Genomic DNA, 18,240 nt, shown 5'->3' on the forward strand with positions numbered 1-18,240 from the left:
ATCATATTGTTCTTCTAAAAAATATTTTTTTACTATTTAATCAACTAATTGATGTTTTTTAATCAGACCTCGTAATTGATCATAGCTTAAAGACAGCTTTTCTGCTGTAGCTTTCTGATTATACTGTGCTTCTTTTAGCGCAATATCTACTAGTGCTTTTTCTGTATCATTTTGCCATTGTCGTAAATCTAATGGTAAAGATGGTAAAGATGGTAAAGATGGTAAAGATGGTAAAGATGGTAAAGTGGGTAGTGTTGGTGATAATTTTATTGTGTCAGGCGATGGCGCTATTTGCGTGCGAGCAAAGGGATCAATAATAATATTATCCAGCTCCTTATCACTTTCTCCATGACGATAAACAGAACGTTCAACTACATTTTTTAATTCACGAATATTGCCCGGCCAAGCGTAATTTAACAGAGCTTGGATTGCTTTTTCACTAAAGCCAGGGAAAAATGGCAAGCTTAATTCTTGACACATTGCGATAGCAAAATTTTCAGCCAACAACATAATATCGCCTCGACGTTCTCTTAATGGAGGAATTCGGATAACATCAAAAGCCAGCCTATCGAGTAAATCTGCTCTAAACTTACCTTCTTCAGCCATTGCAGGTAAATCAGCATTAGTAGCACAGATTAACCTAACATCAACATGAAGCGATTGGCTACCCCCACACGCTCTAAGTGGCCATATTCAATAACTCTAAGTAATTTTTCTTGCACAAGCATTGGTGCTGTTGCTAATTCATCAAGAAAGAGTGAACCGCCATCTGCTCGTTCAAAACGTCCTTGATGGCGATTTTTAGCACCAGTAAAAGCGCCTGCTTCATGGCCAAAAAGTTCAGAGTCAAGCAAATTATCATTTAGTGCAGAACAGTTAATTGAAATAAAAGGGCCTTGCCACCAAGGGGCGAGGTAATGCAGCCGATGAGCAATTAGTTCTTTACCTGTGCCACGTTCACCAATAATTAAGACAGGTTTTTTAAGTTGAGCAAGTGCAGAGGTTTGTTCTAACACATCAATAAATTGACTATCTACACCAATAATTGTCTCTAGATTCGTATTCATTGGTTAAATTCACCATATAAAGGTATTTATCACCATGTTATCAATTGTGTGAATATTAGGCTAATTTAATTAATTCATTATTTATCAATACATTAAGTTGATTATAAAAGTTGGCACGCAAATTGTATTAGTTATAACAAGAATAAGCAGGGCGTTATTAAGATTGACGCCATTTAACGAAACAATTAAATGTTACTATCTAGCATAGCTATTAAGGATGACATCATGGGTATATTTTCACGTTTTGCCGATATTATTAACGCCAACATCGCTTCTTTATTAGATAAAGCGGAAGATCCAGAAAAAATGATCCGCTTAATGATCCAAGAAATGGAAGATATGCTGGTAGAAATTCGTACTACTTCAGCGCGTACCTTGGCTGAAAAGAAAGGTTTAGAACGACGTATCGAACAAACTGAAAAGCAAATTCAAGACTGGCAAGATAAAGCTGAACTGGCTTTAGTTAAAGATAAAGAAGATTTAGCTCGCGCAGCATTAATTGAAAAACAGCGTATTGCATCAGTCAATGACACATTAAAACATGAGTTAATTATTATTGATGAAACCTTAGAACGACTAAAAGGTGAAATTCGTGAATTGGAAAATAAACTGACAGAAACTCGAGCTAAACAACAATCACTAGTGGTTCGCCATCAAGCTGCTAATTCTTCGCGCCAAGTACGTCGTCAATTGGACAGTGGTAAAATGGATGCAGCAATGGCGCGTTTTGAGCAATTTGAACGCCGTATTGATCATATGGAAGGTGAAGCGCAAAGTTATGGCTTGGGTAAAGAAAAATCCTTAGACCAACAGTTTGCTGAATTAAAAGCTGATGATGAAATTAGCGCGCAATTAGCGGCATTAAAAGCTAAAATCAATACCAACAAAGAGTAACAGCAAGTGTAATAACTACCTTATAAAGGATATGTAATGGGCTATATATTTCTGGGAATACCACTGACTATCTTTATTTTATTTATTCTACCTATCTGGCTATGGTTACACTACAGCAGCAGAAAGGGAGGAGGTAGTGTTCAGTTAACCCAACAAGAAATGCAGCGACTGAGCGCGCTGGTGGATCAAGCTCAACAAATGCAGGAACGCATTAAGACGCTAGAACAAATATTAGATGCAGAACATCCTAACTGGAGGCAATCATAATGACGATGCAACAGCAACAACTGTATCGCTTGCCACAAGAAGGTATGATCCGTGGTGTATGTGCAGGGCTAGCCCATTATTTTAATATTCCTGTTTTATTGGTTAGGGTTATTGCAGTTATTGCTCTGTTCGCTGGTTTTTTTGGTTTAACCATTGTGGCTTATTTAGTGCTTAGTTTCTTTATGGAGCCTGCACCTGATAATTACAATCAAAATCAACAACAGCAAGAAAGTTTAAAAGAGATCTTAACTGGCGTTGATAACCAATTAACGCGAGGAGAAAAACGTTTACAACAAATGGAACGTTATATTACTTCCTCATCGTATCAATTAAATAAACGTTTTCGAGATTTATAATACTCTTGCCACTTAATCTGAATAACGCTCCTTTATTGGAGCGTCTTTTTTTAAACAGGCATTTATTTTTTAATAATTTAATATCTAGAGATAAAACTGTTTAATCAGGAGGATTGTGTGAATAGCACCCATTCAGTAATCACAGTTAAAAAAAATAATCTCACCAATTTTATCCAAAAAGGGTTAAAATTTGGTTTTATGTTATTCACTTTATTAGGACCAGCGGCAATAACTGGCGGAATATTAAAGCGTATAAGTAGTAAACCGTTACGTTGGTTGGTTCTGTTGATAGCTGAACCTGTTATTACAAAGGGGTTAAATAAGCTATCGCGTCACGTGTCTTGGGAGAAACATGAAACGCATACAAAATGAATTAACTGCATTTATTAATCGAGGAGTGGATAGACATCTTCGCTTAGCTGTTACTGGATTGAGCCGTAGCGGTAAGACTGCATTTATTACCTCATTGGTTAATCAACTTATAAATGTACATAGTGGGGCTCGTTTACCGCTATTTTCTGCAGCTCGTAATAAGCAGTTATTAGGTGTAAAACGTATACCACAACATAATTTAAATATTCCACGATTTACTTATGATGAAGGAATGGATTCTCTTTATCATACACCACCGAGCTGGCCTACACCGACAAAAGGCGTGAGTGAAATTCGATTACAGCTTCGCTATCGCTCTAAAGAATCACTTAGTCGTTTTATAAAAGAGACATCATCGCTCTATCTTGAAATAGTAGATTATCCTGGTGAATGGTTATTAGATTTACCTATGCTTGAACAAGACTATTTTGAATGGTCTGAACAAATGAATAAGATTAATCGCCAACGAACATCACCAGAGCAACAATGGCAATCACTAATTAAAAAATGCGACCCCTTTGCTCCTGTCGATGAAACTTTATTGGCGGATATTGCAGCGGCTTATACGGAATATTTATTAGCTTGCAAAAAAGAAGGTTTACACTTTATTCAACCTGGGCGTTTCGTTTTACCTGGTGAATTAGCAGGCGCGCCTGTTTTACAATTTTTCCCCTGGCCCGATTTGCATCAACATGACATTATTAAATTAAAAAATGCGGATAAGCGCACAAATATTGGCACGCTAAAACAACGCTATGAATATTATGGACAACATGTTGTTAAAGGCTTTTATCGTGACCATTTTCAAGGATTTGATAGACAAATTGTTTTAGTTGATTGTTTACAACCCTTAAACCAAGGGGCTGATGTATTTAATGATATGCGCCAAGCGTTAACACAATTAATGCGTAGTTTTCATTATGGTAAGCGTACTTTATTAAGACGTCTTTTTTCACCGTGTATTGATAAGCTTTTATTTGCAGCAACTAAAGCAGATCATATTACAGTAGACCAACATGAAAATTTAGTTTTGTTATTACAGCAGCTTATTCAAGATGCAAAGCAAAATGCAATTTTTGAAGGAATTAGTATTGATTGTATGGGACTTGCATCTATTGCGGCAACAGAAAGCGGAATTGTTTCTCATCATGGTGAAAAAATTCCAGCTCTAAAAGGTTTTCGATTAAGTGATAATCAGCCTTTGGTTTATTTCCCTGGAGAAGTTCCTAAGCGCCTTCCTGAAAAAGAATTTTGGCAGCAGCAAGGTTTTAATTTTGAGTCTTTTAGGCCACAAAAAATTTCAAGAGATAGCGCTGTTCCACATATAAGAATGGATAGTGCGATGGAGTTTTTGTTAGGAGATAAATTAAAATGAATGAGCCATTAAAATCACGCATCGATTTTAAAGAGTCTACGCTTCAAAATGAAGAAATTACCTTAAAAAAGGGTGTTGGTTTTAATAATGAAGCGCAATTTCTTCCTTTTAATCCACAATTAGAGCAAGAAGAAAATGAAGGGCGTATAGAAGGCGAAATTCAATCTGTTTTAAAACCGAGAAAAAGTGTGTGGAAACGACTATTAACTGTCGCAACAACTATTCTAGGTGTGAGTGTTGTAGCTCAAGCTGGACAATGGATTTATGAATCTTGGCTAAATTCTGATTGGATTGCTTTAGGCGCTGCTAGTGCTGGTGGTTTAATTGTTGTCGCTGGAATTGGTTCGGTTATTACTGAATGGTTCCGTATTTATCGTTTACGCCAACGAGCAGATGAAAGAGATAAAGCAAAAGAATTACTTTATAGTCATGCAATGGGCAATGGACGGCCATTTTGTGAAAATTTAGCTAAACAAGCTGGAGTGGATCCTCAGCACCCAGCATTTATTCGTTGGCAAAGTGCGCTGCATGATACTCATAATGATAGAGAGGTTTTAGAACTCTATAGTCAATTAGTTCAACCTATCTTAGATAAACAGGCAAGAGCTGAGATTAGCCGTTCAGCGGCAGAGTCAACGCTTATGATTGCAGTTAGTCCGTTAGCAATGGTTGATATGGCGTTTATTGGTTGGCGTAATATTCGGTTAATTAATCGTATCGCTGAAATATATGGTATCGAATTAGGTTATTACAGTCGCTTAAGGTTATTTCGTCTTGTTTTAGTCAATATTGCTTTTGCCGGAGCAACAGAGTTGGTAACAGAAGTTGGCATGGACTGGTTGTCTCAAGATTTAGCTGCAAGATTATCAACAAGAGCTGCGCAAGGTATTGGTGCAGGGCTATTAACGGCACGCTTAGGTATTAAAACGATGGAACTTTGCCGTCCATTGCCGTGGATTGATAATAATAAACCTAAGCTAGGTGATTTTAGAAAAGAACTTATCGGGCAGCTGAAAAATACGCTAGGAAATAAGAAAAAAGAATAAATTATTATTTAAATAAATTTATTTTTAAATCAAAACTCGCTAATTAAATATGGCGGGTTATGGTTTTTATTTATGGTTTTTTAAGGTGTAAAATATATCTATATAAAGTAATGTTGTTTTTATAAAATTTAATTCTAAAAATGAATTTTAAATGATGAATTATATTAACATCGAGTTATTATCGTAGTGCGTATTATTTAATTAGTTAGTGTTTTCTACATAAGCTTCTTGCGTTATGGTTCAAAAGAAAGAAACATTAGTTGTGCGATGCTTGCGCTCTAAGTGAAATTTATTTAACATCACTATTAATTAATAATAAAACAGTAATATTTCTTTTTTGATAGAAATGAGTATTAGCTTTAGTATTATATGCTGCATTAAAAGTTACTTCTGCTTTAACTAACATTTGTTAAAAATGTAATAGAAGTGGCTAAATAAGCCGCCAAAGTCTATTGCTAAATTTTCATGTTTTATATAATTCTTGTTATCGTTAAATAAAGGTATAAGCAAATTTTTTATATAAAAAACAATGATATTAAATAATCTATATAAATATATTGAGGTTAAAAAATGAAAGAAATGCAAATATCAGTTATAAAAAAACTTTCAAAGCAGCGCCGTCAACTTTATGTTCGTTCATCAGTTAATTTAGTTAACCTCGATAAACAATTAAGTACTCTTATTCCTATTCTTAACGAAACTATTGATGAAATAAAAAAGCAACAGCAGCAAAAAGCAATAGCACAAAACCAGTTTAAAGAAGTATCGCAGCTTTTTGGCTACTTAACTGAAAGCAACAAGAAAAAAAGTGCAATTTATGCATTAGAGTATTTACTTTTTTGCTTTGAAAATGGCTGTAAAGTGATAAAACAAGTTATAAGAAGAGAATTAAAGCCACTTATGCATGGTATTGAACATCTTATTGATTTTGAATTAAAAAAGGTAATAAAACCATCTTGGTTTGCTTTATTTAGAGGCATCAAAGTATAAACGATAGGCTTTTAACAGTCAAAAAAGAAATTCATTCGTGTAAAAATAAATGCTAGTAGTGTCAACCTTTGCTGACAATCCCCTTTATTTCGTTGATATTTATGTATAATATCTAGAATTAGTTCAGGGTCACTCTGTGTTAAGAAGGTTTAAAATGCGTTTAGAAGTCACTTGTGAAGATCGCATCGGGTTAACCCGTGAATTATTAGATCTGCTCGTATTAAAAAATATTGATTTACGTGGAATTGAAATATTCCCTATCGGCTTAATTTACCTGAATTTTTCACAAATCGATTTCAATATATTCCAGCCTTTAATGGCAGAAATAAGAAGAATTAATGGTGTTATTGATGTCCGCACCGTTGCATTTATGCCATCAGAGCAAGAACACCGTGCAATGTGGACTTTATTAGAATCGGTACCTGTTCCCGTTTTTTCTATAAATGTGAAAGGGCAAATTAAATTATTAAATCCAGCAACTCGTCAACTCTTCGATTTAGCTAGCGATGACGATAGTGAAAAGTCTTTTAATCAATTAATTCCTAATTTTAATATCCATCGTTGGTTGGATCAAAAAGATCCCCATGCTCAAGTTATTCCTATCAGTCTAAAAAAACGAAAATATGATATGGAAATTGTGCCTATTAAATTAACGGATGATAATCAATTTCACCACTGTGTTGGTGCGCTTATATTGCTGAAATATCATGGAATGCAGCATAATGAACATCCTAAATTAATTGCGAATGATGATAGTGGTTTTGCCCAAATAATCGCTGTTAGCCAACAAATGAAGCAGATTGTTGAACGTGCTCGTAAAATGGCTAGAATGGATGATCCATTGCTATTAGTTGGTGATACGGGAACAGGAAAAGATATATTTGCGAAAGCTTGTCACTTGTTAAGTGATCGCGCTAGATTATCTTTTCTTGGGCTTAATTGCGCATCAATGCCTGATGATGTTGTTGAAAGTGAACTTTTTGGTTATGCCGCAGGTGCTTATCCTAATGCAACTGAAGGAAAAAAAGGATTTTTTGAACAAGCCGATGGAGGTACTGTTTTACTCGATGAAATTGGTGAGATGTCACCACAGATGCAAATCAAATTATTGCGTTTTTTAAATGATGGGACATTTCGTCGAGTAGGTGAAGAGCAGGAAGTCAAAGTTGATGTACGTATTATCTGTGCAACGCAGAAAAATTTATGGGAATTAATGCAAAAGGGGCTATTTAGAGAAGATCTTTATTATAGGCTTAATGTTTTAACCTTAAAATTACCGCCTTTAAGAGAAAGAAAAGCTGATATTATGCCTCTTGCTACTCATTTTGTAGCTCAATATTGTCAAGAACAAAAAGTTACCAAACCTGCACTTTCATCAGACCTTTCTGCTTATTTAACGCAATATTCTTGGCCAGGTAATGTACGTCAATTACGTAATACTATCTACCAAGCTATGGCCCAACTAGTGGGAGATACTTTGCGTCAGCAAGATATCTCTTTGCCAGAACACATTGTAGATGCTCTGTTTGATGAAGAATTGCTAGAAGGTTCACTAGATGAAATGACTAAACGATTTGAAGCTTCAATATTAACGCGATTATATCGTGATTATCCGAGTACGCGTAAATTAGCCAAACGTTTAGGTATTTCTCATACGGCGATTGCAAATAAATTAAGAGAATACAACTTAACGAATAAAAAAAGTGATAAAAGCGAGAATTAATTATAGTTTTCGCTACGAACTTTATCGTGATGATAAAAAATAAACGGGCATAGCCCGTTTATTTTTACAACATGAATACATTAATAATTGCTTATTTTAATGCATTAAGTGCATCATCATAATTTGGTTCAGTTGTGATTTCATCGACAAGTTGCGTATAAATAACTTTGTTATTTTCATCTAAGACGATAACAGCTCGGCTAGTTAAGCCAGCTAAAGGACCTGATGCAATTGCAACACCATAATCTTCTTTAAATTGGGCCCCACGTAGAGTAGATAAAGTTACTACGTTATCTAAACCTTCAGCACCACAAAAACGAGCTTGGGCAAAAGGCAGGTCAGCTGAAATACATAATACAACAGTATTATTTAACTCATTGGCAACTTTATTAAATTGGCGAACACTTGCCGCACAAACACCAGTATCTACGCTAGGAAAGATATTTAAAACTTTACGTTTTCCAGCAAATTGCGCTAAAGAAACATCATTCAGATCTTTACCAACTAAAGAAAAATCAGGGGCTGTTTGACCAATGGTTGGGAAACTTCCTGCTAAAGTAACTGCATTTCCTTGTAAAGTAACTTGATGTGCCATTGTCGTTCTCCTTTATTAGTTTTTAAACTAATGATTATTAATACTCATATTTACGATAACATTGTTATCGCTTGACCATAATTAAATTTTATCACTACTTAATGTCGCTACAGTTAAAAAACAGGGCTGCAGTGAAAAAAGCTGATTTTTATAAAATAATTGAAAACAGTGATTGTGCCTTTTTATCAGGCTCTTATAATTGTTCTGTTCACTTTCACATAGACTACAGGACGAAACAGACATGCGCAAAACATTCGTCATTTCCTACACACTAATTGCTCAAGGGTTATTTATGTCGCCAGCTTATGCTGCTGTGATCCCCGAAGGCGTAATACTGGATAAAAAACAAGAGGTTGTTCGTCATTTAAAAGATGAACCTGCTTCGTTAGATCCTATAAATGCAGTTGGTTTAACTGAAGCTCAGATCCAGCGAGATTTATTTGAAGGTTTGACGATAGAAGATGAGTATGGACGTCCTATTCCTGGTGTCGCGCAATCATGGCGAACGGAAGATAATCGTGTCTGGATTTTTACTTTGCGCGACAACGCAAAATGGTCTAATGGTGAAAAAGTAACGGCATCGGATTTTGTATACAGCTGGCAAAGATTAGTTGATCCTAAAAATCTTTCACCTTTTGCATGGTATGCATCTTTAGCTGCGATAGAAAATGCCCAAAAAATTATTGATGGGAAATTAAAACCAACATCATTGGGAGTAGAAGCTCTTGATGAGCAAACATTAAAAATTACCTTAGAACGGCCTATCTCTTATTTCCCAAGTTTAACAACCAATTTCTCGTTATATCCAGTTCCTCGCCATACGATAGAAAAATATGGTGTTGAATGGATAAAAGTCGGAAATTTGGTGGGAAATGGTGCTTTTATTTTAAATGACCGCGTAGTTAATGAGAAAATAGTATTAACTCCGAATCGTTATTATTGGGATCATAAAAATACTGTTTTAACTAAAGTGACATTTGTGCCGATAAATCATGAATCGCAGGCTACAAAACGTTATTTAGCTGGTGATATTGATATTACAGAGTCTTTTCCTAAAAATTTATATCATAAATTAATGAAAGATATCCCAGATCAAGTTTACATACCTGAACAGCTAGGTACATATTATTACGCATTTAATACACAATCTGGGCCGACAAGTGATATTCGTGTACGTAAAGCATTAGCAATGGCAATAGATAGAAAAATTATTACCGAAAAAGTACTAGGGACGGGTGAAAAACCTGCTAATCGCTTTACTCCTGATGTTACAGCTAATTTTACACCAGAGCCAACGCTCTATGATGAATATAATCAGGATGAATTAGATGGGCAGGCCAAAATATTGTTATCTGCTGCGGGATATGGACCTCATCGTCCATTAAAATTGTCACTTTTATATAATAACTCTGAAAATCATCAAAAAATTGCCATTGCAGTTGCATCGATGTGGAAGAAAAAATTAGGTGTAAAAGTTGAATTGCGTAATCAAGAGTGGAAAACCTATATAGATAGTAGAAATTCAGGTGATTTTGATGTGATCAGAGCTTCTTGGGTTGGTGATTATAATGAGCCATCTACATTTTTAACTTTACTGGGTTCTAAACATGCTGGCAATATTCCTAAATATCAAAGTCAGCAATATGACGAGATATTAGCATTATCTGGAATGACTATTGATGATAATGAAAGAAATCGTCTTTATAATCGAGCAGAACAGATAATTGCGGAAGATGCACCTATTGCACCTATTTATCAATATACGAATGGAAGATTAATTAAGCCTTGGTTGAAAGGCTATCCCATTGAAAATCCTGAGGATGTTGCATATAGCCATTCGCTATATATTTTAAAACACTAATATTAAATTAAAGCGCTTAACTTTTTTGTTAGGTGCTTTTTTATTTTTTGAATAGGCATAACTAATAGCTAAATATAATATTTATGAAGTTAATAATTAATTCAAAATAAACAATATATAAAAAGAACCCCTTATAAAAAGGGGGGTAGCAAAATAAAACAGAGGTAACTTATTATCTAGTTATAATTTATATTTAAAACATTTGATTTGCACGTTTTTTATTGTTTCTAACTGTTACTGTTGTTACAAAGATTTTTATGATAAAAAAATCCCTCTGTTATAAAAACAGAAGGAGACTCAAAAGGAATAAACATTGCAGAGGTAATGTTAATATATTTTTATATTAATGTTTTGACTAATTGTGCAGTGAGTTTAAATTTTAATATTGTATCCTTTTTTTCTTATGGATCTATGTCATTAATAATAACCAATATTAATGTTATTTTTTTCTGAATACCTTCATTTACAAATAAATAAATAATCAATTATTATTTTTTTTGTTAATAACTGTTACAGGTCATCAACAAAATTAAAATCTATAGCCTAAGGATAGTTGTACACCACTTAATTCAAGGCGGCGCTTGTTAACCGTCGCATTTGAATAGATGTACCCCATATTGATTGATAAATTCTGGATCGGATTGTAATCAATTCCGCCTTGAGCAATATAATTAGATGTACTTATGGTGTGGGTGTCGTTTGCATTAATAGTGGGGTGATCTTTATTCTCTTTATGGTTCAGTTTTACTGGCCCCATTTGTACGAAAACGGAGAATGAAGAGTTAATTCGATAAGTAGGACCAATTAATATTGCTACTGCAGTATTTTTTGTTTTAGCTTTTGAAGTATTGGAAAACCGGCCATCAATAAAGTTCTCTTTATGATTTGAATTTATATATAGTAGCGATGTTAATAAACCCCAAGTGTTGTCTGACTCATAACGATAGCTTAGCTGTGTGCCATGAGCTGAATGACCTGTGATTTTGCTGAAAATATAGCCGCCGTAGAATGTATGAGCACCATTATGGGCATATAAAGAAGAAGAAAATAATAAGCCAAAGCAGAAAAATACAGTAATTAATTTTTTCGATATATTCATTGTTGAGTATCTGGTTGTTTAAGATAACTCTATTTTTAGTGAGTTAAAAAATAAACTCAATATTAATTAATTAGAATCACTCCTAAAATAAATTAGCAAGCTTACTCTTCAAAAGAAATAAAAAAATAATTAAATAGATATGTAATTATTGAAGTTGAAAAATTAGGTGATAAATTTATAATAAATAGATTATTTAACGGATTTAAATAATCTATTTGAGTCATTTAAAATAATGATTGGCTATATAGTTCGCCATTATTAAATGTTTATTTTTTATCTAGCACTTCAATTAAGGTATATTTTACGCTTGATGCATCGGCTGGAGGATTAGGAATATCTGTTACTTTTACTTTTAGCGTATATTCAGTACCATTCTTAAATTCAAAACCTTCAATGTTTTGATAAAAAAGAGACCATTCACCAGAAGGAAGCTCTTTTATTTTCATACACTTCATTGGTGCAACACCAACACAATCATAAAGTTGAGAGTCAACAAGAAAGGTTTTGGTTGATTCGGTATCTAGGGTGGCCACTGGTTCTGTCGTAGTTGCGTTATCACATCCGGCTAGAAGTAAAAATAAAGGAATAGCGAGAAATTTTTTCATGTTAATGACCTTATTTTTAGGTACGACATACTAATTATAGAGTGTAATTTATATCTTGCTTAGAAATTACATTTAAAACTAGGTAGTTTCTATAGCTTCTATGCATAAAATAACATATTTTTAGATATATATTGAAAGTAATAGCATAATGGAACTATCAACATAATTTTTAGTGTAAAAATCCTAAAGTAGAAAATATAATGTAAATTTGTTGTTCTTTTAGACAAAGAAAACGTTAAAACAGACAAAAACAACAAAATAGCATGAAATAAAATATTGAAAGATAATAATATAAAGGCAATATATGCTAATAAGTACCACTCAACTAACAGCAAAACTAAAATATTATGTTAAGTGTGATATTTAAGGAGGATACTAAATGAATACAATTAATAATTCTGTTATCCAAAATTCTGATGCTATTTATGCAGCTCAACTCAGTGGTAATGGTAGTATCAAAGAAATAACATCAGACTCGATAGCGAGTAGCGAGCAACCTTTTTGGATTCATTTAGATTATCGTAAATCACAAAGTGCGCAGTGGATAGAAGAAACAACTTTATTACCACCTATTGCAAAAGATGTGTTACTGGCAGAAAACGTTAGACCAAAAGCACAGCGTGTTGGCGAAGGTATTATTATTAATTTACAAACAATTAATAATAATCTTAATGATCGCCCAGATGAGCTTGTGGCGTTTAGAATTTATATTAATAGTCAAGTTATTATCTCTAGCCGACATCGTAGAGTAAATTCAGTTGACTCTGTTATTCACACTTTAGAGTTGGGTGATGGTCCAGAAAATAGTGGTGATTGGCTTATAACGATGGCGGATGCTGTAACTGATGAAATCGGTGAATTTGTAGAAACACTTCATGACCAATTAATTGAATTAGAAGATATGATCCTCGATCAGCAAATTCCGGCACGAGGGGAACTGGCATTATTGCGTAAACAACTTATTGTATTGCGCCGTTATATGGCACCGCAGAGAGATGTTTTTTCACGATTATCTATAGAAAAGCTTCCTTGGATGAGTGATAGCGATAGAGTGACGATGTTAGAAATATCAGAGCGACTTTCTCGCCGTTTAGAAGACTTGGATAGTAGCATTTCGCGTACGGCAGTTATTGCTGATGAGATTACATCAATGATGGCTGATGCTATGAATCGACGCACTTATACCATGTCGCTAATGGCTATGCTCTTTTTACCTACAACTTTTCTGACTGGATTATTTGGTGTGAATTTAGGCGGAATACCAGGAAATGAATTTCCTTATGGGTTCACTATCTTTTGCTTATCGCTATTATTTTTAATTATTATTGTTACCTGGTGGTTAAAACGCAGTAGATGGTTGTAAATAATCGGCAAATTAATCGTAACTAAATGGATTTAAAAAAGAATTCTCTAACTCTGTTTGAGATATATCAATTTTTTAAAGTGGAACATCTGGCACTATAACTCTCGCAGGTGAATACAACGTTGAGCGATGAACGTTGTGCTCCATAATTGTAGTTTTTCTCATATTGAGTTCTTAATACAGAATAATTGACCATTATTATACCGGTGTCTAATGACATCGGTTTTTTTTTGTATCTATGCGTTACCTACACGATTTTGTTTCATAAAAATCCCCAGAAAAGGAAATATCGTTTCTAGGGATTGCACATGATTTATTTAACTTCAATAATATCTAATCTATCTTGACTGAAACTAGGTCGTTCATCTTCTTCTGGTGAAATTAATGGTGTTGATGGGATTTCATCTTTATCAAAGGCTAAATCTCCACCATTAATAACTTCATCACCATGTTTCAGATTAGCAAAATCAAATAATTGAGTATCACACAAATGTGATGGAACAATGTTTTGAGTGGCTCTAAACATGGTTTCAATACGACCAGGGTAGCGTTTATCCCAATCTCTCAGCATTTCTTTAATAACTTGACGCTGTAAGTTTGGCTGTGAACCACAAAGATTACACGGAATAATAGGGAATGATTTTGCTTGAGCAAAGCGCTCAATATCTTTTTCACGAGCATAGGCCAGAGGGCGAATAACAATATGCTTACCATCATCACTCATTAATTTTGGTGGCATACCTTTAAGTTTTCCACCGTAGAACATGTTTAAAAACATAGTTTCTAAAATATCGTCGCGATGATGACCCAAAGCAATTTTAGTTGCACCTACTTCGGTAGCTGTACGATATAAAATACCACGGCGTAAACGAGAGCATAAAGAACAGGTAGTTTTGCCTTCAGGAATAATATCTTTCACAATCCCATAAGTATTTTCTTCAACAATCTTATATTCAACTCCAAGTTCGTTTAAGTACTCAGGTAAAATATGTTCAGGAAAACCAGGTTGTTTTTGATCTAAGTTGACGGCAATTAGTGAAAAATCAATAGGGGCACTTTTCTGTAGATTCATTAAGATAGACAGTAATGTATAGCTGTCTTTACCGCCAGAAAGGCAAACCATAATTCTGTCGCCATCTTCAATCATATTAAAGTCAGCGATAGCTTGCCCAACATCACGGCGTAGGCGTTTTTGTAATTTGTTGAAATTATACTGCTCTTTTGGAATGCTCATTTTTACGGTTCTATATCGTTGCTGGTTATTCTGTAACTTGCTGATAAATATTTATTTTTTAACCTTATTTATTCTGCGAATACTTATTTAAACAAGTATCTAAATCGTTTTAAGTGAAGTTAAAGACTAATGAGATTTAATGCAGATATAAACAAACTCATAAGTAAAAAATACTCGTTATTTATGGCAAGGAAATTGATAAGCCGCCAATGATAGCAGATGGTAGGGTAATTTCGATACAGATAAGTAAAATGGGAAGAATTTAATTGGAAATATAACTTATTTTATAGCCTCATAAACTTCATGAGGCTATAAAATATTTTTAAAAATAATGCCCATTAGTGGGACTATTTTCTCTCAATACAGAATCTCTTCTACGTTGCTCTGTGATTTTCGATAATGTGATATCAGAAACACAAGTTAGCGCATCTTGAGGACAAAATTCAACACACGCTGGGCCTTTGTCTCTGTGTTTACATAAATCACATTTTATAATATCCATATGAAATTGCTGTTTTAGTTCTAAAAAAAATTGCTTAGGTGACTGAGTTTTTTTCATTAGCTCTATAGCACCAAAGGGACAAGCTAACAGACATGCTCGACAACCAATACAATTTTCAGGATGAGTCTCTACAGAATTTTCTCCAAATACTAAAGCTTTTGTTTGGCATGCTTCGGCACAAGGCGCATCATCACATTGATGACAAATAGATGCGGTGAAATGATTCATTAAACGAATGATGCGTATTCTTGGGTGAAAGTTTTTTTTATCAAGAAAATCACTACCGTTTTTTTCTGATGTATGGCTAACAGAACATGCTATTTCACAAGTCTTACAGCCAATACACTTTTGAGAATCAATTACAATTAAACTATTCATCTCATTACCTATTTTTTGGTTGTATCTAATATGATATAGCGGTTGTTGAGATGGATTAATAATATTAATCAAACTTAGGTGAGTTAAATAGATATTAGTGAAAATCATCTCACCTTAGGCAGAGATATTATTCTTTAAGAGGTGAGTATTGCAAGTTTTGTTGCAAATCCCATAAAGAACAATCCAATAATTCCATTCCCCACTCGAGCAATGCTTTTACGCGAGCCAAAAAATCGAGCAAGTGCAACACCACCAAATATTAAAAATGAAAGATAGATAAAACTAAATGCTTCAAGCATTGAGGCGAGAATTAAATAAGATAACCCAGTATGTGCATAGTTAAAATCAATAAATTGCACGAAAAAAGAAATATAAAATAGAATCGCTTTTGGATTAGTTAAGCTAAGAGTAAGCGCTTTTCTAAATACATGTTCCTGTAAATTTATTGCTTCAACAGAATTCTTTTTTTGTGAGAAAAAGTTAGCGTAAATTATTTTAACTCCAAGATAGAGCAAATAAAATGCACCAAGAAAACGGACAATAGTAAAAAGGAGAGGAGATGCTTGTATGACTGATGCAACACCAATAAAGGCTAAAAAGATTAAAATAGCATCACCAATAAAGACGCCAAATGCGGCTCTATAACCAGCTGTAACACCTCGTGATGCACTAGTTTTAAGAACATAAAGTGAATTTGGACCAGGAACAATAATAATAAAAAACATACCAGCAAGATATGTCCAAATATTAAGTACTCCAAATTGCTCAAGCCACACGTGTAACCTCCAAACTAATAGTCATTTTTACGTAATGAGATAACTCGATTTATTTTTATATTATATAAAAATAGACTGGTTAATTTAAACGTATATTTTCTTAGATAATCAGGATAATTAGTTATCGTTTAAGCGCTTTCCTTGGAAATATTCAATGTTTTTAGTAGAAAATATTAATGGGCTACCTTATCGTGAAAAATATTGAGTAAAATTTCAAGTTAACCCAATAAAATCAAGAAAAACCAGACTGTTACAAATTATTAAAAGAATGTGATGTTTTATATCAATAAACATGTATGTTTTAAGGTAAATAGGGTGGGTATGATAGGGCAAGTGAATTATATTTATGGGGATTTATACAGTGCTTTTTTTTCAGTTTTTACAAAAGGAAATGCCATGCTAAAAGTTATTGCAGAAGATTTTATTCAAACAGAAGCTATTGATATTGTGTTACCACTTTATCAGGAGCTTGTTGAAGCAACAAAAAAAGAGCCTTTGTGTATTAGTTATGATTTGTATGTTGATGAAAAAGACCCTGGGCATTTTATTTTTATTGAAGAGTGGCCAGACCATGCAGCATTAGATATTCATTGTAATAGTGAACATTTTCGTCGATTGGTGCCTATGATTAACCAATATATAAAAGCAGAACCTAAATTTATATTCATGGACAGTGCGTTAAACAGAACATGATAGTACACAATATGTGTGCTAGGTTTTAGGTAAAAGAGTTTATGTTAGCAAACTATATATTTCATATTATTAATAGGGATGATAACCACTGTAACTTAACAAAAATTAAACAACAAGATGAGCTAAAAGAAGTTATAACATTAACTCAAACTTGGTTGTTTAATGATGGTGTTATTCTTAAGTGTGTAGAAGAGATAGAAACAGAGCACTATGATAATGATGCGCAGTGCCCAGAACATTGGATAACGTGGGAAGTCATTGAGCTAAATAATCAGCAGATTTCACCACATAGAAAAGAATTTTTTAACTTATGTCAGCAAGCTTTTTGGCTAAAAATGCAGTTAGCAAGCAAGACGTGAAAAATTTAGAAATTTTAATAAAGTGGTTATCATTATTATTTTCAATAAAGACTATTAATTCAAAGGGTCAAAAATGAAAAATTTGGAGAAAGTAGAAAGTGGGCAAGAATATCTGGATGTAATCTTTGATAAGTTAGATATTGCGGATCTTGCATTTAAAGAAATTATATTTGAGAAATGTGAATTTAATAATTGTGATCTTTCATCAGTAAATTTAACTTACTGTAAGTTTATTAACTGTTTGTTTGACCAATGTAATTTAAGTTTAATGGAAATAAAAAATACTCGCTTTTCTAATGTTGAATTTGTGGGATGCAAACTTGTGGGTATTGATTGGACAAAAGCTTATTGGCCACGCTTCGATTTTTATTCTCAACTTAGTTTTAAAAAGAGTATTCTCAGTGGCTGTAATTTTTTTGAATTAAAACTTCATGAATCTATTTTTGAAGATTGCCGCTTACATGATGTTGATTTTAGACATGCTGAATTACAAAAATCGGTTATAATTTGCTCTGATTTAACAAATAGTTTGTTTATGAAAACTAATTTAGAATCTGTCGATTTTAGTGATTCACACTCATTTGATATTGATATTCGGCAAAATAAAATAGCAAAAGCTAAATTTTCAAAATTTGAAGCTTTGGATTTATTAAAATATTTAGATATTCAATTGTTGGATTAGTGA

19 protein-coding genes and 1 pseudogene are annotated in these 18,240 nt (G+C 33.5%); 13 read left to right on the forward strand and 7 right to left on the reverse strand.

Translation table 11 applies throughout. The annotated features are described in order from the left end of the window. Window positions 1-36: 36 nt before the first annotated feature. Window positions 37-1,067 (reverse strand): annotated as a pseudogene (gene pspF, locus PH4a_RS14565) (phage shock protein operon transcriptional activator). A gap of 225 nt (window positions 1,068-1,292) precedes the next feature. On the opposite strand from pspF, the gene pspA reads away from it, so the two are divergent. The 8 genes from pspA to tyrR all read left to right on the forward strand — a co-directional run bounded on the left by pspA (window position 1,293) and on the right by tyrR (window position 8,090). Further along, window positions 1,293-1,961, forward strand: coding sequence for a phage shock protein PspA (gene pspA, locus PH4a_RS14570; RefSeq protein WP_129040723.1), 669 nt, complete (start codon window positions 1,293-1,295; stop codon window positions 1,959-1,961). 36 nt (window positions 1,962-1,997) lie between these two features. Continuing rightward, on the forward strand, window positions 1,998-2,228 hold the full coding sequence (pspB, locus tag PH4a_RS14575; protein ID WP_064719777.1) for an envelope stress response membrane protein PspB: 231 nt from the start codon (window positions 1,998-2,000) through the stop codon (window positions 2,226-2,228). Beyond that, window positions 2,228-2,584 carry an envelope stress response membrane protein PspC gene (pspC, locus tag PH4a_RS14580; RefSeq protein WP_129040725.1) on the forward strand — a complete coding sequence of 119 codons (357 nt, stop codon included), beginning with the start codon at window positions 2,228-2,230 and terminating at the stop codon, window positions 2,582-2,584. Before pspB ends, pspC begins: the two co-directional genes overlap by 1 nt. 117 nt (window positions 2,585-2,701) lie before the next feature. Beyond that, window positions 2,702-2,956, forward strand: coding sequence for a peptide permease (locus PH4a_RS14585; protein WP_164971549.1), 255 nt, complete (start codon window positions 2,702-2,704; stop codon window positions 2,954-2,956). After that, window positions 2,937-4,331 (forward strand): YcjX family GTP-binding protein, encoded by a 1,395-nt coding sequence (locus PH4a_RS14590; RefSeq protein WP_064719780.1) that lies wholly within the window; start codon window positions 2,937-2,939, stop codon window positions 4,329-4,331. The genes PH4a_RS14585 and PH4a_RS14590 overlap by 20 nt, the downstream gene beginning before the upstream one ends. Continuing rightward, complete coding sequence (locus tag PH4a_RS14595; RefSeq protein ID WP_129040727.1) at window positions 4,328-5,377, forward strand: YcjF family protein; 1,050 nt, start codon at window positions 4,328-4,330, stop codon at window positions 5,375-5,377. The genes PH4a_RS14590 and PH4a_RS14595 overlap by 4 nt, the downstream gene beginning before the upstream one ends. A gap of 570 nt (window positions 5,378-5,947) precedes the next feature. After that, a complete protein-coding gene (locus tag PH4a_RS14600) occupies window positions 5,948-6,367 on the forward strand; it encodes a hypothetical protein (protein WP_244212891.1) in 420 nt (139 codons plus the stop codon). Window positions 6,368-6,521: 154 nt separating this feature from the next. Continuing rightward, on the forward strand, window positions 6,522-8,090 hold the full coding sequence (tyrR, locus tag PH4a_RS14605; protein WP_129040729.1) for a transcriptional regulator TyrR: 1,569 nt from the start codon (window positions 6,522-6,524) through the stop codon (window positions 8,088-8,090). A 91-nt stretch (window positions 8,091-8,181) separates the two neighbouring features. Here tyrR and tpx read toward each other — a convergent pair whose 3' ends face one another. After that, entirely contained in the window at window positions 8,182-8,685 is a 504-nt protein-coding gene (tpx, locus tag PH4a_RS14610; protein WP_129040731.1) for a thiol peroxidase, read from the reverse strand. Window positions 8,686-8,926: 241 nt separating this feature from the next. Here tpx and PH4a_RS14615 point away from each other — a divergent pair, with 241 nt between their 5' ends. Continuing rightward, on the forward strand, window positions 8,927-10,546 hold the full coding sequence (locus tag PH4a_RS14615) for a peptide ABC transporter substrate-binding protein (RefSeq protein WP_129040733.1): 1,620 nt from the start codon (window positions 8,927-8,929) through the stop codon (window positions 10,544-10,546). A gap of 529 nt (window positions 10,547-11,075) precedes the next feature. Here PH4a_RS14615 and PH4a_RS14620 read toward each other — a convergent pair. Together PH4a_RS14620 and PH4a_RS14625 are read right to left on the reverse strand one after the other, a co-directional pair. Next, the gene (locus PH4a_RS14620) at window positions 11,076-11,645 is read right to left on the reverse strand and encodes an Ail/Lom family outer membrane beta-barrel protein (protein ID WP_129040735.1); all 570 of its coding nucleotides are present in this window, start codon (window positions 11,643-11,645) and stop codon (window positions 11,076-11,078) included. 266 nt (window positions 11,646-11,911) lie between these two features. Further along, entirely contained in the window at window positions 11,912-12,250 is a 339-nt protein-coding gene (locus PH4a_RS14625; RefSeq protein ID WP_129040738.1) for a DUF4377 domain-containing protein, read from the reverse strand. A gap of 379 nt (window positions 12,251-12,629) precedes the next feature. Between PH4a_RS14625 and zntB the strand changes: the two genes are divergently transcribed. After that, window positions 12,630-13,613 (forward strand): zinc transporter ZntB, encoded by a 984-nt coding sequence (zntB, locus tag PH4a_RS14630; protein ID WP_129040740.1) that lies wholly within the window; start codon window positions 12,630-12,632, stop codon window positions 13,611-13,613. Window positions 13,614-13,926: 313 nt separating this feature from the next. On the opposite strand, the gene ttcA is transcribed toward zntB, so the two are convergent. The 3 genes from ttcA to leuE form a co-directional block, all read right to left on the reverse strand. Beyond that, the gene (ttcA, locus tag PH4a_RS14635) at window positions 13,927-14,847 is read right to left on the reverse strand and encodes a tRNA 2-thiocytidine(32) synthetase TtcA (protein WP_129040742.1); all 921 of its coding nucleotides are present in this window, start codon (window positions 14,845-14,847) and stop codon (window positions 13,927-13,929) included. A 322-nt stretch (window positions 14,848-15,169) separates the two neighbouring features. Continuing rightward, the gene (locus PH4a_RS14640) at window positions 15,170-15,727 is read right to left on the reverse strand and encodes a 4Fe-4S dicluster domain-containing protein (protein WP_164971567.1); all 558 of its coding nucleotides are present in this window, start codon (window positions 15,725-15,727) and stop codon (window positions 15,170-15,172) included. A gap of 134 nt (window positions 15,728-15,861) precedes the next feature. After that, window positions 15,862-16,503 carry a leucine efflux protein LeuE gene (leuE, locus tag PH4a_RS14645; protein ID WP_129040746.1) on the reverse strand — a complete coding sequence of 214 codons (642 nt, stop codon included), beginning with the start codon at window positions 16,501-16,503 and terminating at the stop codon, window positions 15,862-15,864. 396 nt (window positions 16,504-16,899) lie between these two features. Here leuE and PH4a_RS14650 point away from each other — a divergent pair, with 396 nt between their 5' ends. The 3 genes from PH4a_RS14650 (at window position 16,900) to PH4a_RS14660 (ending at window position 18,237) form a co-directional block, all read left to right on the forward strand. Then, window positions 16,900-17,196 (forward strand): putative quinol monooxygenase, encoded by a 297-nt coding sequence (locus tag PH4a_RS14650; protein WP_129040748.1) that lies wholly within the window; start codon window positions 16,900-16,902, stop codon window positions 17,194-17,196. A gap of 41 nt (window positions 17,197-17,237) precedes the next feature. Continuing rightward, entirely contained in the window at window positions 17,238-17,555 is a 318-nt protein-coding gene (locus PH4a_RS14655) for a hypothetical protein (protein ID WP_129040750.1), read from the forward strand. A gap of 73 nt (window positions 17,556-17,628) precedes the next feature. Further along, the gene (locus PH4a_RS14660) at window positions 17,629-18,237 is read left to right on the forward strand and encodes a pentapeptide repeat-containing protein (protein WP_129040752.1); all 609 of its coding nucleotides are present in this window, start codon (window positions 17,629-17,631) and stop codon (window positions 18,235-18,237) included. The last annotated feature ends 3 nt before the right edge of the window (window positions 18,238-18,240 follow it).

Origin of the sequence: Proteus hauseri (assembly GCF_004116975.1) — a bacterium.
GTDB classification, from domain to species: Bacteria; Pseudomonadota; Gammaproteobacteria; order Enterobacterales; family Enterobacteriaceae; genus Proteus; species Proteus hauseri.